At 60.3% G+C, this 12307-nt stretch carries 14 protein-coding genes and 1 other RNA gene; 8 read left to right on the top strand and 7 right to left on the bottom strand.

The genetic code is table 11. From position 1 onward, the window contains the following. Nucleotides 1-35 precede the first annotated feature (35 nt). Nucleotides 36-1538, bottom strand: coding sequence for an exopolyphosphatase (ppx, locus tag OU997_RS06905; RefSeq protein WP_108489118.1), 1503 nt, complete (start codon nt 1536-1538; stop codon nt 36-38). 277 nt (nt 1539-1815) lie between these two features. Between ppx and trxA the strand changes: the two genes are divergently transcribed. From trxA to OU997_RS06885, 4 genes are all read left to right on the top strand, one after another. Beyond that, nucleotides 1816-2142, top strand: coding sequence for a thioredoxin TrxA (gene trxA, locus OU997_RS06900; protein WP_108489119.1), 327 nt, complete (start codon nt 1816-1818; stop codon nt 2140-2142). 291 nt (nt 2143-2433) lie between these two features. Then, a complete protein-coding gene (rho, locus tag OU997_RS06895; protein ID WP_267809489.1) occupies nt 2434-3693 on the top strand; it encodes a transcription termination factor Rho in 1260 nt (419 codons plus the stop codon). A 135-nt stretch (nt 3694-3828) separates the two neighbouring features. Beyond that, nucleotides 3829-5295 (top strand): 4-hydroxy-3-polyprenylbenzoate decarboxylase, encoded by a 1467-nt coding sequence (gene ubiD / locus OU997_RS06890; protein ID WP_108489121.1) that lies wholly within the window; start codon nt 3829-3831, stop codon nt 5293-5295. Then, nucleotides 5295-6263 carry a CDP-6-deoxy-delta-3,4-glucoseen reductase gene (locus tag OU997_RS06885; RefSeq protein WP_267809488.1) on the top strand — a complete coding sequence of 323 codons (969 nt, stop codon included), beginning with the start codon at nt 5295-5297 and terminating at the stop codon, nt 6261-6263. Before ubiD ends, OU997_RS06885 begins: the two co-directional genes overlap by 1 nt. Before the next feature lie 54 nt (nt 6264-6317). Here the strand turns inward: OU997_RS06885 and OU997_RS06880 are convergent, their stop codons facing one another. Next, complete coding sequence (locus OU997_RS06880; RefSeq protein WP_108489123.1) at nt 6318-7295, bottom strand: NADPH:quinone oxidoreductase family protein; 978 nt, start codon at nt 7293-7295, stop codon at nt 6318-6320. A gap of 156 nt (nt 7296-7451) precedes the next feature. On the opposite strand from OU997_RS06880, the gene OU997_RS06875 reads away from it, so the two are divergent. Next, nucleotides 7452-7868, top strand: coding sequence for a flagellar basal body-associated FliL family protein (locus OU997_RS06875; RefSeq protein ID WP_256583078.1), 417 nt, complete (start codon nt 7452-7454; stop codon nt 7866-7868). A 23-nt stretch (nt 7869-7891) separates the two neighbouring features. Here the strand turns inward: OU997_RS06875 and OU997_RS06870 are convergent, their stop codons facing one another. After that, the gene (locus OU997_RS06870) at nt 7892-8341 is read right to left on the bottom strand and encodes an EVE domain-containing protein (RefSeq protein ID WP_267809487.1); all 450 of its coding nucleotides are present in this window, start codon (nt 8339-8341) and stop codon (nt 7892-7894) included. A gap of 168 nt (nt 8342-8509) precedes the next feature. Here OU997_RS06870 and OU997_RS06865 point away from each other — a divergent pair, with 168 nt between their 5' ends. Further along, a complete protein-coding gene (locus tag OU997_RS06865; protein WP_267809486.1) occupies nt 8510-8641 on the top strand; it encodes a hypothetical protein in 132 nt (43 codons plus the stop codon). A gap of 40 nt (nt 8642-8681) precedes the next feature. Here OU997_RS06865 and OU997_RS06860 read toward each other — a convergent pair whose 3' ends face one another. From OU997_RS06860 to OU997_RS06845, 4 genes are all read right to left on the bottom strand, one after another. Further along, nucleotides 8682-9278, bottom strand: a complete 597-nt coding sequence (locus OU997_RS06860; RefSeq protein ID WP_108489125.1) for a 5-formyltetrahydrofolate cyclo-ligase — start codon at nt 9276-9278, stop codon at nt 8682-8684. A 49-nt stretch (nt 9279-9327) separates the two neighbouring features. Continuing rightward, nucleotides 9328-9506: non-coding RNA, 6S RNA (ssrS, locus tag OU997_RS06855), on the bottom strand. 33 nt (nt 9507-9539) lie between these two features. Then, nucleotides 9540-9854: a cell division protein ZapA gene (locus OU997_RS06850; RefSeq protein ID WP_108489126.1), complete on the bottom strand. Its 315-nt coding sequence runs from the start codon at nt 9852-9854 to the stop codon at nt 9540-9542. Continuing rightward, nucleotides 9854-10060: a TIGR02449 family protein gene (locus OU997_RS06845; protein WP_108489127.1), complete on the bottom strand. Its 207-nt coding sequence runs from the start codon at nt 10058-10060 to the stop codon at nt 9854-9856. Before OU997_RS06845 ends, OU997_RS06850 begins: the two co-directional genes overlap by 1 nt. Before the next feature lie 305 nt (nt 10061-10365). Between OU997_RS06845 and OU997_RS06840 the strand changes: the two genes are divergently transcribed. Both OU997_RS06840 and pepP read left to right on the top strand, forming a co-directional pair. Further along, nucleotides 10366-10920 carry a YecA family protein gene (locus OU997_RS06840; RefSeq protein WP_108489128.1) on the top strand — a complete coding sequence of 185 codons (555 nt, stop codon included), beginning with the start codon at nt 10366-10368 and terminating at the stop codon, nt 10918-10920. Nucleotides 10921-10969: 49 nt separating this feature from the next. Beyond that, nucleotides 10970-12304: a Xaa-Pro aminopeptidase gene (gene pepP, locus OU997_RS06835; RefSeq protein WP_108489129.1), complete on the top strand. Its 1335-nt coding sequence runs from the start codon at nt 10970-10972 to the stop codon at nt 12302-12304. Nucleotides 12305-12307: the final 3 nt, after the last annotated feature.

The raw sequence follows: 12307 nt of genomic DNA, 5'->3' as shown, positions 1-12307 counted from the left end.
CATTGCCCTCTGCCAATGCGGGGAGGGCGTGAGCGTCACCTCACACTCAGTTCAATCCCGATCCGTTTGAGCCACTCCGCTTCCTGGGTGAAATCTGCCTGGGTCAGCGGGTTGCTCTCCAGCCAGCCCTCAGGGAACTGAATCTCCAGACGCTGTTCGGCCGCTTTGAGCTGCACGTTGGGCATTTCCTGAGTACCACGGATGTGGTGGAACAGGATGGCAAAGCGCAGCAGTACGCACAGGCGGATCAGCTTGATGCCTTCGGCGCCGAACTCGGCAAACTTGTCCTTGGGAATATTGCGTCGGTGGCCGCGCACCAAGAGCGCGAGCATCTGTTGATCTTGACGTGAGAAGCCGGACAGGTCGGAGTGCTCGACCAGATAAGCGCCGTGCTTGTGGTATTGGTAGTGAGCGATGTCCAGGCCCACTTCATGCACCTTGGCCGCCCAACTGAGCAGCTCGCGGTGCCAATCGTCTTCCAGCTGCCAATCCCCGGTGACCTTGTCCAGCGCAGAGAGTGCCTTGCTCTCCACTCGCGCGGCTTGCTCCAGGTCGACGTGATAGCGCTCCATCAGCGAACTCAGCGTGCGCTCGCGCACGTCCTCATGCTGATGGCGGCCCAGCAGGTCGTAGAGCACGCCTTCGCGCAGCGCACCTTCGGAATGGCTCATGCGCTGGATATCGCAAGCGTCGAAGATCGCTTCGAGAATCGCCAAGCCCGCCGGGAAGATGCCTCGGCGATCCGGCTTGATGCCGTCAAGGTCGAGCTTTTCTACTTCGCCGATCTTGAACATCTTGCGTTTGAGCCAGGCCATGCCGGCTGCATTGACTTCACCGGAGCCGAGCCCGGCGGCCTGAATGGCCAGACCTACGGCTTTGATCGTACCCGATGCGCCGACGGCATCTTCCCAGCCCAGGCGGCGCAGGGCGTGCTCAATGCCCATGATTTCCAGGCGCGCAGCGGTGTAGGCCTGAGCGTAACGCGCCGGGGTAATCTTGCCATCCTTGAAAAAACGCTGGGTGAAGCTGACGCAGCCCATCTGCAGGCTTTCGCGGATCAGGGGTTCGAAACGCTGACCAATGATGAACTCGGTACTACCACCGCCGATATCGGCGACCAGGCGTCGGCCAGGGGTGTCGGCAATGCTGTGTGATACGCCGAGGTAGATCAGTCGCGCTTCTTCGCGTCCGGAGATGACTTCAACCGGGTGGCCGAGGATTTCTTCGGCGCGGCGGATGAATTCGCCACGGTTACGCGCCTCACGCAGGGCATTGGTGCCCACGACGCGTACTGCACCTTCCGGCAGGCTGGCGGTCAGCTGAGCAAAGCGGCGCAGGCAGTCCAGCCCGCGCTGCATGGCCTCTTCACTGAGTAGGCGCTCTTCATCAATGCCAGCTGCCAGTTGCACCTTGTCGCCGAGGCGTTCGAGGATACGGATCTCGCCATGGTCGGCTTTGGCCAGCACCATATGGAAGCTGTTGGAGCCCAGGTCGATAGCAGCAATCAAAGGAAAAGACTCGGCAGGGGTATACGGCATGGAGAACCATCTCATTGCGGAACCGTGCCATCGTGCCACGATAGCCCAGCTCCGCCAACGCATACTGATGTCGCAGGTCTGTTGGCTGACCTTGTTAAGGGGGTCGCACAGCGAGGGCTGAGGGTTTGCCGGCTGTCTGAATAAACTGTGACATGGCTGTCCAGGCGACAAATTTCGCTATGGGTCATAGAGAAGCTCAATTGCCACTGCCTTCCTGTGTAAGGAAAGCCGGGCTATGATGTCGGCCATCTTTTGCTTCCGAATACGGAGACTTTCCATGAGCGACTTCATCACCAATGTCAGCGATGCCAGCTTCGACCAGGATGTGATCCAGGCTGAAGGTCCGGTACTGGTCGATTACTGGGCTGAGTGGTGTGGCCCTTGCAAGATGATTGCGCCGGTGCTCGATGAGATTGCCCAGGTCTATCAAGGCAAGCTGAAGGTCTGCAAGCTGAACATCGACGAAAATCAGGACACTCCGCCGAAATACGGCGTGCGTGGTATTCCGACGCTGATGCTGTTCAAGAACGGCAATGTTGAGGCGACCAAAGTGGGTGCACTGTCCAAGTCGCAGCTGGCGGCTTTCCTCGACAGCAACATCTAAGTATTCGGCCAGCCGCTCTGTCGGGCCATGGCCCGTGCATGGCAACAGCGCCGCCTGCTCGTGAAAGCCCCGTGAAATGCGGGGCTTTTTTCTGCCTGAGTGCTGGACGGATCAATAAACCCGGTGTTACATTCGGCCTCGTTGCATTTCCTATGCAGCCCCCTGCAAGCCGTCGCCGACGGATTCCTCCGCGAATACCCTCGATACACACGGGCGATCAAATCGCCGCTCAGTGGCACGGCCTCCCAAGCTTATTAGCTTATTTCCCTCCCTCATGATTACGTCATTCCTATGAATCTGACCGAACTCAAGCAAAAGCCGATCACCGAACTGCTGGAACTCGCCGAACAACTGGGCCTGGAAAACATGGCCCGTTCGCGCAAGCAGGACGTGATTTTCTCGCTGTTGAAAAAACACGCTAAAAGCGGTGAGGAAATCTCCGGTGATGGCGTGCTGGAGATTCTCCAGGACGGTTTCGGCTTTCTCCGCTCTGCGGATGCCTCGTACCTCGCTGGCCCCGATGACATCTACGTCTCGCCGAGCCAGATCCGCCGCTTCAACTTGCGTACAGGCGATACCATCGTCGGCAAGATTCGCCCGCCGAAAGAAGGCGAGCGCTACTTCGCGTTGCTCAAGGTTGACACGATCAACTACGACCGCCCGGAAAACGCCAAGAACAAAATTCTGTTCGAAAACCTCACGCCGCTGTTCCCCAACAAGCGTCTGGTCATGGAGGCCGGTAACGGCTCCACCGAAGACATCACCGGCCGGGTCATCGACCTGTGTGCGCCCATCGGTAAAGGCCAGCGCGGCCTGATCGTTGCACCGCCGAAAGCCGGTAAGACCATCATGCTGCAGAACATTGCGGCGAACATCGCGCGCAACAATCCTGAGTGCCACTTGATCGTGCTGCTGATCGACGAGCGCCCGGAAGAAGTGACCGAGATGCAGCGCACCGTGCGCGGCGAAGTGGTCGCGTCGACCTTCGACGAGCCGCCAACCCGTCACGTGCAGGTGGCCGAAATGGTCATCGAGAAGGCCAAGCGCCTGGTTGAGCACAAGAAGGATGTGGTCATCCTGCTTGACTCCATCACCCGTCTGGCGCGTGCCTACAACACCGTGATCCCAAGCTCCGGCAAGGTGCTCACCGGTGGTGTCGACGCCCATGCTCTGGAGAAGCCGAAACGCTTCTTCGGTGCGGCGCGTAACATCGAAGAAGGCGGCTCGCTGACCATCATCGCCACCGCGCTGGTGGAAACCGGCTCGAAGATGGATGAAGTGATTTACGAAGAGTTCAAAGGCACCGGCAACATGGAGTTGCCGCTGGACCGTCGTATTGCTGAGAAGCGTGTGTTCCCGGCCATCAACATCAACCGCGCTGGCACCCGCCGCGAAGAGTTGTTGACCGCTGAGGACGAACTGCAGCGCATGTGGATTCTGCGCAAGTTGCTGCACCCGATGGATGAAATTGCCGCCATCGAGTTCCTTACCGACAAGCTGAAAGCGACCAAGACCAACGAAGAGTTCTTCCAGTCGATGAAGCGTAAGTAAGGCGTTCTTCGCTTTACAACAAAAGCCGGGCAAGCCCGGCTTTTGTGTGTCTGAAGGCTGGCTTTCCCTTCTGAAAGACCGAGTTCGGCGCTAAACTTTGTGCCCCTATTGCTCGGCCCGAAACGAGGCATCTGCATGCAGTATCGTGATCTGCGCGATTTTATTCGCGGTCTGGAGACGCGCGGCGAACTCAAGCGTATCCAAACGCCGGTTTCCCCTGTGCTGGAAATGACCGAAATCTGCGACCGCACCTTACGTAAAGGCGGGCCGGCATTGCTCTTTGCAAACCCCACGGGCTTCGATGTGCCGGTGCTCGGCAACCTGTTCGGCACGCCCAAGCGTGTGGCGCTGGGCATGGGCGCGGAAGAGGTCAGTGAGCTGCGCGAAATTGGCAAGTTGCTGGCCTTTCTCAAAGAGCCCGAACCGCCGAAAGGGCTGAAGGATGCCTGGAGCAAACTGCCGATCTTCAAGAAAGTGCTGAGCATGGCGCCCAAGGTGTTGAAGGATGCGCCGTGCCAGGAAGTGGTCGAAGAGGGCGACGACGTCGATCTCGCCAAGCTGCCGGTGCAGACCTGCTGGCCCGGCGATGTCGGGCCGCTAATCACCTGGGGCCTGACCATCACCAAAGGCCCGAATAAAGAACGGCAGAACCTCGGCATCTATCGCCAGCAGGTGATTGGCCGCAACAAGCTGATCATGCGCTGGCTCAGCCACCGTGGGGGTGCGCTGGATTTTCGCGAGTGGTGCCTGAAGTATCCGGATCGTCCCTACCCGGTGTGCGTGGCCCTCGGCGCCGATCCGGCGACCATTCTCGGTGCGGTCACCCCGGTGCCCGATACCTTGTCTGAGTATGCGTTTGCCGGTTTGCTGCGCGGCCACCGCACCGAGCTGATCAAGGCCCGTGGCAGTGATCTGCAGGTGCCGGCCAGCGCCGAAATCGTCCTCGAAGGGGTGATCCACCCCGGCGAGACCGCGCCGGAAGGCCCTTATGGCGACCACACCGGTTACTACAACGAAGTCGACACCTTCCCGGTGTTTACTGTCGAGCGCATCACGCGCCGGCAAAAGCCGATTTACCACAGCACCTACACCGGCCGTCCGCCGGATGAGCCGGCGATTCTCGGCGTGGCGCTCAACGAAGTGTTTGTGCCAATCCTGCAGAAGCAGTTTCCCGAAATCACCGACTTCTACCTGCCGCCGGAAGGCTGCTCGTACCGCATGGCGGTGGTGACCATGAAGAAGCAGTACCCGGGACACGCCAAGCGCGTCATGCTCGGTGTGTGGTCGTTCCTGCGTCAGTTTATGTACACCAAGTTTGTGATCGTCACCGACGACGATATCAACGCACGGGACTGGAATGACGTGATCTGGGCGATTACCACGCGCATGGACCCCAAGCGCGACACGGTGATGATCGACAACACGCCGATTGACTACCTCGACTTCGCCTCGCCGATCTCGGGTCTGGGCTCGAAGATGGGGCTGGACGCCACGCACAAATGGCCTGGGGAAACCACTCGCGAGTGGGGCCGGGCTATCGTGCAGGATGAGGCGGTCAAGCAGCGCGTCGATGCGCTGTGGTCTGAGTTGGGAATTGATTGATGAAAGTCACCCTGAACCCTTCAGGTGCCGTACTGGACGTGCAGCCCCGCGAACGCATTCTCGATGCGGCGCGACGACTGGGTTACGACTGCCCGCAGAGCTGCCGCAATGGCAACTGCCATATCTGCGCGGCGTTGCTGGTGGAGGGCCGTGTGCAGCAGGGTGGGGTCGAGCTGACCCAGGGCGAACTGTTCACCTGCCTGGCTGAGCCGCTGGAAGACTGTGTGCTGCACTGGGACGGCGTGCTTGCTCCGGGTGAAATGCCGGTGCGCGAGCTGGCCTGCCAGGTGGTCGCGTGTGATGACGTGGGCGGTGATGTGTTCCGCCTGCGCCTGCAGACCCCTGCCGGCAAGGTGCCGCGCTACCACGCCGGGCAATACCTGCTGCTGCAGCGTGATGGTGATGATTACGCGGCCTTCTCCCTGGCCTCAGCCCCGCATCGTGGGCGTGAGCTGGAGCTGCACGTGCTGGCTCGCGATGAGGTCACGGTTGCGCTGATCGCCCAGCTGCGCCGCAGCGGTCTGGTGCGGGTGAGGCTGCCGTTTGGCGACGCCCACCTGGCGGAGCTGCCGGATGGGCCGCTGGTGCTGATCGCTGCTGGCACCGGCATGGGGCAAATGCACAGCTTGATCGAACACTGCCACGCTGCCGGTTTCGTCCATCCGGTGCACCTGTATTGGGGGGCACGCCGTCCAGAAGACTTTTACGACCTGGAGCACTGGGCGCAGTGGCAGCAGGTGCCCAACCTGTTCCTGCATCAGGTGGTCAGCGACCCGTGTGGCTGGCAGGGACGTTGCGGCCTACTGCACGAGGCGGTGCGCGAAGACTTTCCTGACCTCAAGGCGCTGCATGTCTACGCCAGCGGCTCGCCGGCGATGGTCTACGCCACCCTGGATGCGCTGGTGGAAGCGGGTATGGATGCTCACCAGATGCGTGCGGATGTATTCGCCTACGCGCCGCGCGGCTGAAGCCTGCGCATAAAAAAGGCCGCGTGATGGGCGGCCTTTTGCTACGCGTTGGGCTTAGCGTACGCTGACGACGACTTTACCCACTGCCTTGCGCTGACCGAGGGTGTTGATCGCCTCGGCTGCCTGTGCCAGCGGGAAGGTCTGCGATACCAGCGGCTTGAGCTTGCCTTCGGCGTGCCAGGCAAATAGTTGCTGGAAGTTGGCGGCGTTGTCCTGCGGCTGGCGCTGGGCGAACGCCCCCCAGAACACACCTACCACGGCCGCGCCCTTGAGCAAGGTCAGGTTGACTGGCAGCTCGGGGATGCGCCCGCTGGCAAAACCCACCACCAGCAGGCGGCCGTTCCAGGCTATTGAGCGGATTGCGGCGTCGAACAGGTCGCCGCCCACCGGGTCATAGATCACGTCTGCGCCCTGGCCGCCAGTCAGGCGCTTCACTTCGTCCTTCAGGCTGCATTCGCTGTAGTTGATCAGCTCATCGGCACCAGCGGCTTTGGCCACTTCGAGTTTTTCCGCGCTGCTGGCGGCGGCAATCACCTTGGCGCCCATGGCTTTGCCAATTTCCACGGCGGCCAGACCAACGCCACCGGACGCACCGAGTACCAGTAGGGTTTCACCTGGTTGCAGATTGGCGCGTTGCTTGAGGGCGTGCATCGAGGTGCCGTAGGTCATGCCGAATGCGGCGGCGCAGGCGAAGTCCATGCTCGGCGGAATCGGCATGACGTTGTAGCCAGGTACTGCCACTTCCTCGGCAAAGCTGCCCCAGCCGGTCAGGGCCATCACCCGGTCGCCAACTTTCAGATGGCTGACTTTTTCACCGACGGCCGTGACCACGCCAGCGGCCTCGCCACCCGGTGAGAACGGGAAGGGCGGCTTGAACTGGTACTTGCCTTCGATGATCAAGGTGTCGGGGAAATTGACTCCGGCCGCATGGACGTCGAGCAGCACTTCGTTCTTCTTCGCTTCGGGGCTGGCGATTTCTTCCAGCACCAAGGTTTCGGCGGGGCCGAAGGCTTTGCACAGCACGGCTTTCATCAGGCTTTCCTCTGCGGTTGATGGTCATGCAGTGTAGGGGTGGGTGTGCCAGGGTCAACGAGCATGGCTGCGCCTGATGAGTCAGCATAAGTTTGGGGCTTGGGCTGTGGGCAGACTCTGGCTATGCTAGGTGCAAATTAGCGAGGAATACTGCCTGTGAAAGCCTTGATTGCAATGCTGTTGGCTCTGTCCCTGCCTTTACTGGCGCATGCCTCGGGAGATGAAGAGCCGAAGGAGGGGGCGCCCGTGGCGCCCGTGGTCGCTTATGTCACATTGGTTCCTGCGTTAGTCGGCAATTTTGGTGAGGGCCCCAAGTTGAAGTTCTACAAGGCGGACCTTTCCTTGCGTGTTACTGGTGCGGATATTGAGGCCAAGGTCAAACACCATGAGCCGTTGATTCGTAATCAGCTGGTTATGCTGTTTTCGCAGCAGACTGAAGAGGCCATGGCGGCCTCTGGTGCGCGGGAGACGTTGCGTGCGGAAGCGCTCAAGCAGGTTCAGGCTGTTCTGACCCAGGAAGAAGGCAAGCCGCTGGTTGAAGATTTGCTGTTCAACAACCTGATTATTCAATAGGTCGTCATTCCAGCCTGCTGCGTTCAGCGCAGAGCGAGAATGGCCGCCCATTCTTCAGCTTTGACGGGCATCACTGAGAGACGGCTGCCTTTTTGTACCAGTGGCAGTTCCAGCAAGGCGCTCTGAGCTTTCAGCTGTGCCAGTGGTATGACCCGTTTGAATGCTTCAACAAACGCCACGTCGACGGCGCTCCACGGATTTTTCGCGGCGCTGGCTTTGGCGTCGAAGTAATGGCTTTCAGGCTCCAGCGCCGTCGGGTCAGGATAGTGCGCCGAGATGACTCGGGCGATCCCGGCAATGCCCGGTTCCGGGCAGCTGGAGTGGTAGAAGAAGAACAAATCATCCGGTTGCAGGCTGCGCACGAAATTGCGTGCCTGGTAATTGCGCACGCCATCCCAGCGTGTCTGCTTCAGGCGTTGAAGGTCGTGGATGGATAGTTCCTCGGGTTCTGACTTCATTAGCCAATAAGGCATGAACTTTGCTCCTGTGGGTCAGTCCGTTAACGGACTGGGTGTGCCGCCCGCTATCTATCACATGGGCTTGTTGCCCGAATGGCAGGGCGGATGGCCACCGTTGCGGGATCTATAACAATAATGGCTGCGGAAACACCGCGCGTTATGCCTTAAAGGGGGAGGCATTGAATGAAACGTAAACCAGATGTGTTGTGGGTGTTGGTGATTCTGTTCAGTCTGGGCGTGGTAACCACGGGTTACACCCAGAGCCTGTGGGAGCGCCAGCCTGCGCCGGTGTTGCAGCCCAAAGCGGCAGGCTAAGCCGGTTGTGTACCGCAGGGAGCGCGGTACCGCTACACCATCAATACCACGCCTTATCCGTTACCGTGCCTTGCAAGGGCACGTCCCAACTGGCCATGCTCAGCTGTTCGACCTGCTGACACTCATGCGCCAAGCCGAGTAATGTCGGTTTGTGCCAATTTTTGCGCAGTGCGCGATAGGCCAGGCTACGGTCATAAAACCCACCGCCCATGCCCAGGCGCGCGCCGTGACGGTCGAAGCCAACCAGGGGCAGTAGCACCAAATCCAGGGTCCAGATCTTGCGCTGCTGCTTGCGGTTGCGCCGCGGCTCGTCAATGCCGAAGCGGTTTTTCTGCAAGCGTTCGCCAGGTCGGATGCGCTGAAACACCATCTTGCTGCGTGGCCAGGGGCTGAGCACTGGCAGGTAGGTCGCCTTGCCGCGCTGCTGCGCCGCACGCAACAGTGGGCGCGGATCGATCTCGCCATCATTGGGCAGGTACAGGGCAATCTGCGTCGCACGGCGAAACAGTGGGTGCTGGGCGAGTTGTTGGTACAGTCCGCGCGCGGCGTGGCGCTGGGCCTGGCGGCTGAGTGCGCGGCGTTGCGCGCGCAGGTGTCGGCGCAGTTGCGTGCGACTCAGTGCAGAAGTATCGGGCATGGGCTTGGGCGGGCGCTGTGACCACGGCTGGGCAACAGGCTAAAAAGGGTGACTCCCCGACGTGCCGCTGTCGGTTTAGCCCTTGAACCCGAAAGTTCAAGGTGGAGGTTGCAGGAGGCGTTAAGGCTTTCCGTCAGGCGGACATGCACACCGGCCTCAACATGCAACCCCCGGGTTTGTGCGTATCGGCTCAGGGACATCACCAACTGGCGCACACTCCAGGGAGCGGCCGTTAGTATACCCGAAAGCGTCTGTGCGTAATCAGTTGGCTTGCTCATCAGCATCCCGCGCCAGAGCACCGTCGACGCGGTTGAGCAGACTGCGCACCTGTTCGCGGTTGGCGCCGGCCTGCTGATCAAGGTGTTGCTGTTTGTGTAGCAGGTCGTGGGTGATGTTGAGGGCGGCCATCACGGCAACGCGGTCGGCACCGATCACTTTGCCGCTGGAGCGAATCTCCCGCATCTTGCCGTCCAGGTAGCGCGCGGCACTCTCCAGATTGCTGCGCTCATCACTGGGACAGGCGATGCAATATTCTTTGTCCAGAATCTGGACGGTCAAGGTATTCGACTGGGTCATTAATCCTGCTCCAGGGCTTTGAGGCGCGAAATCATGGATTCGACCTTGTGCCGGGCCATTTCGTTCTTTTCAATTAACTGCGCGCGTTCTTCGCGCCAGGCCTTTTCGCTCGCCAGAAGCAGTCGGTTTTGCGCTTTGAGCTGCTCGACGCGCTGGATAAGCAGATCCAGCTTGGTCGTGAGTGCATGCAGATCGGCGTCTTCCATGGATTCTCTACTCGCGGGTATATGAGCGGGACAGACAAGGGGGAAAATAGCGTTTTTCGATCGTCTTCGACAGTGCCGAGCAGTGCATGCTGCGGATACTCGGCAGTTTGGTCAGTGTGGAACAGATTACTGCGCCAGCGCTTGATGTGTTTCACCCGGCGATCATCTTGTGGCTATGCGTCGCGGTGTTGGCAGGTTGGACATGCACGTTCCGCCGAGCACCTTGAATAGTCTTGGTGGGCTTGCCGGTGCTAGGATACGAGGCCTCCATTCTAGTGATTGCGCAGCGTTGCGCCTAGTTATCTATGCCTATCTCGAACTCCCCGTATTCTGCTTTTGCAACCCTGCTAGCCAGCAGCGGTTATACCGTTTCGCCTGCTGAGTTGCATGGCCTGTTGCTCGGTCGTAGCTGCGCCGGCGCCGGCTTTGAAATCGACCCCTGGCTGGTGGATGCCGCCGAGCTGCTCGGCGCTGCGCCGGAAGATACCGTGCGCCAGGCGCTGATTGGCCTGCAGGAAATGGTCAAGAACGAACTGTCCAGCAATGACGTCACCGTGGTGCTGTTGCTGCCCAGCGACGATGCGCCGCTTAGCGAGCGCGCTGTGGCTCTGGGACAATGGTGTCAGGGCTTCCTCGGTGGTTTCGGCCTGACTGCCCGTGACAGCGCTCTGAGCGCCGAAGCCATGGAAGTGCTGCAAGACCTCTCGGCCATTTCTCAGGTGCAGAACGCCCTGGACGAGTCCGATGATGGCGAGAACGACTACATGGAAGTGATGGAATACCTGCGCGTAGCGCCGCTGCTGTTGTTCAGCGAGTGCGCCAAACCAGTGGTCGCCGCGGCGAAACCGTCGCTGCATTGATTTGCATGACACCTGTTTTCAAGTAACCAGAAGTGGACTCAATCTGCCCATGATCAGCATCCCCAAGTCGGAATACGCCCGTCGGCGCAAGGCGCTGATGGCGCAGATGGAACCCAACAGCATCGCGATTCTGCCGGCTGCGCCGGTGTATATCCGCAACCGCGATGTTGAGCATATCTACCGTCAGGACAGCGACTTCCAGTACCTCTCCGGCTTTCCCGAGCCCGAAGCGGTGATTGCGCTGATTCCTGGGCGTGAGCATGGCGAGTATGTGTTGTTCTGCCGCGAGCGCGACCCCCTGCGTGAGCTGTGGGATGGCCTGCGTGCCGGCCAGGATGGCGCGATCAGCCAGTACGGTGCGGATGATGCGTTCCCGATTGGTGACATCGACGACATTCTGCCAGGGCTGATCGAGGGCCGTGATCGGGTCTATTCCTCCATGGGCACCAATCATGAGTTTGACCGCCAGCTGATGGAGTGGATCAACGTGATCCGCTCCAAAGCGCGCCAAGGCGCGACGCCGCCCAACGAATTCATCACCCTTGAGCACCTGCTGCATGACCAGCGCCTGTACAAGTCGGCGGCCGAAGTCAAAGTCATGAAGGAAGCGGCGGACATCTCCTGCCGTGCCCATGTGCGCGCCATGCAGGCGAGCCGTGCCGGCCTGTTCGAGTACCACCTGGAAGCCGAACTGGACTACGAGTTCCGCAAGGGCGGGGCGAAGATGCCAGCCTATGGCAGCATCGTCGCAGCGGGCAAGAACGCCTGCATCCTGCATTACCGCGAGAACGATGCACCGCTGAAAGACGGCGATCTGGTGTTGATCGATGCTGGTTGCGAGATCGACTGCTACGCCAGTGACATCACCCGCACCTTCCCGGTCAGCGGCACCTTCTCGCCGGAGCAGAAGGCCATCTACGAGCTGGTGCTGGCGGCGCAGGAAGCAGCCTTCAAGGAAATCGCCCCTGGCAAACACTGGAATCAGGCCCACGAGACCACCGTGCAGGTGATTACCGCTGGTCTGGTGGAACTCGGTCTGCTGCAGGGTGATGTGGCCGAGCTGATTGCCACTGAAGCCTACAAACCCTTCTATATGCACCGCGCCGGCCACTGGCTGGGCATGGATGTGCATGATGTCGGCGAGTACAAGGTCGGCGGCGAATGGCGCGAGCTGGAAGTTGGCATGGCCATGACGGTTGAGCCGGGCATCTACATCGCCGTGGACAACCCGGACGTGGCGAAGAAGTGGCGCGGCATCGGTGTGCGTATCGAAGATGATGTGGTGGTGACCAAGACAGGCTGCGAAATCCTTACCAGCGGCGTACCGAAAACCGTCGCCGAGATTGAAGCGCTGATGGCCGCCGCACGCAGTGTGGCGGCCTAGAGC

This window comes from Pseudomonas sp. SL4(2022), from assembly GCF_026625725.1.
Classification (GTDB): domain Bacteria; phylum Pseudomonadota; class Gammaproteobacteria; order Pseudomonadales; family Pseudomonadaceae; genus Aquipseudomonas.
The sequence above is the reverse complement of the archived record's forward strand: the minus strand, read 5'-3'. Positions and strand labels throughout refer to the sequence as shown.

Coding starts and splice junctions, on each gene's coding strand:
- ppx (WP_108489118.1), bottom strand. CDS start 1,538: ATGCCGTATACCCCTGCCGAGTCTTTTCCTTTGATTGCTGCTATCGAC.
- trxA (WP_108489119.1), top strand. CDS start 1,816: ATGAGCGACTTCATCACCAATGTCAGCGATGCCAGCTTCGACCAGGAT.
- rho (WP_267809489.1), top strand. CDS start 2,434: ATGAATCTGACCGAACTCAAGCAAAAGCCGATCACCGAACTGCTGGAA.
- ubiD (WP_108489121.1), top strand. CDS start 3,829: ATGCAGTATCGTGATCTGCGCGATTTTATTCGCGGTCTGGAGACGCGC.
- OU997_RS06885 (WP_267809488.1), top strand. CDS start 5,295: ATGAAAGTCACCCTGAACCCTTCAGGTGCCGTACTGGACGTGCAGCCC.
- OU997_RS06880 (WP_108489123.1), bottom strand. CDS start 7,295: ATGAAAGCCGTGCTGTGCAAAGCCTTCGGCCCCGCCGAAACCTTGGTG.
- OU997_RS06870 (WP_267809487.1), bottom strand. CDS start 8,341: ATGCCTTATTGGCTAATGAAGTCAGAACCCGAGGAACTATCCATCCAC.
- OU997_RS06865 (WP_267809486.1), top strand. CDS start 8,510: ATGAAACGTAAACCAGATGTGTTGTGGGTGTTGGTGATTCTGTTCAGT.
- OU997_RS06860 (WP_108489125.1), bottom strand. CDS start 9,278: ATGCCCGATACTTCTGCACTGAGTCGCACGCAACTGCGCCGACACCTG.
- OU997_RS06850 (WP_108489126.1), bottom strand. CDS start 9,854: ATGACCCAGTCGAATACCTTGACCGTCCAGATTCTGGACAAAGAATAT.
- OU997_RS06845 (WP_108489127.1), bottom strand. CDS start 10,060: ATGGAAGACGCCGATCTGCATGCACTCACGACCAAGCTGGATCTGCTT.
- OU997_RS06840 (WP_108489128.1), top strand. CDS start 10,366: ATGCCTATCTCGAACTCCCCGTATTCTGCTTTTGCAACCCTGCTAGCC.
- pepP (WP_108489129.1), top strand. CDS start 10,970: ATGATCAGCATCCCCAAGTCGGAATACGCCCGTCGGCGCAAGGCGCTG.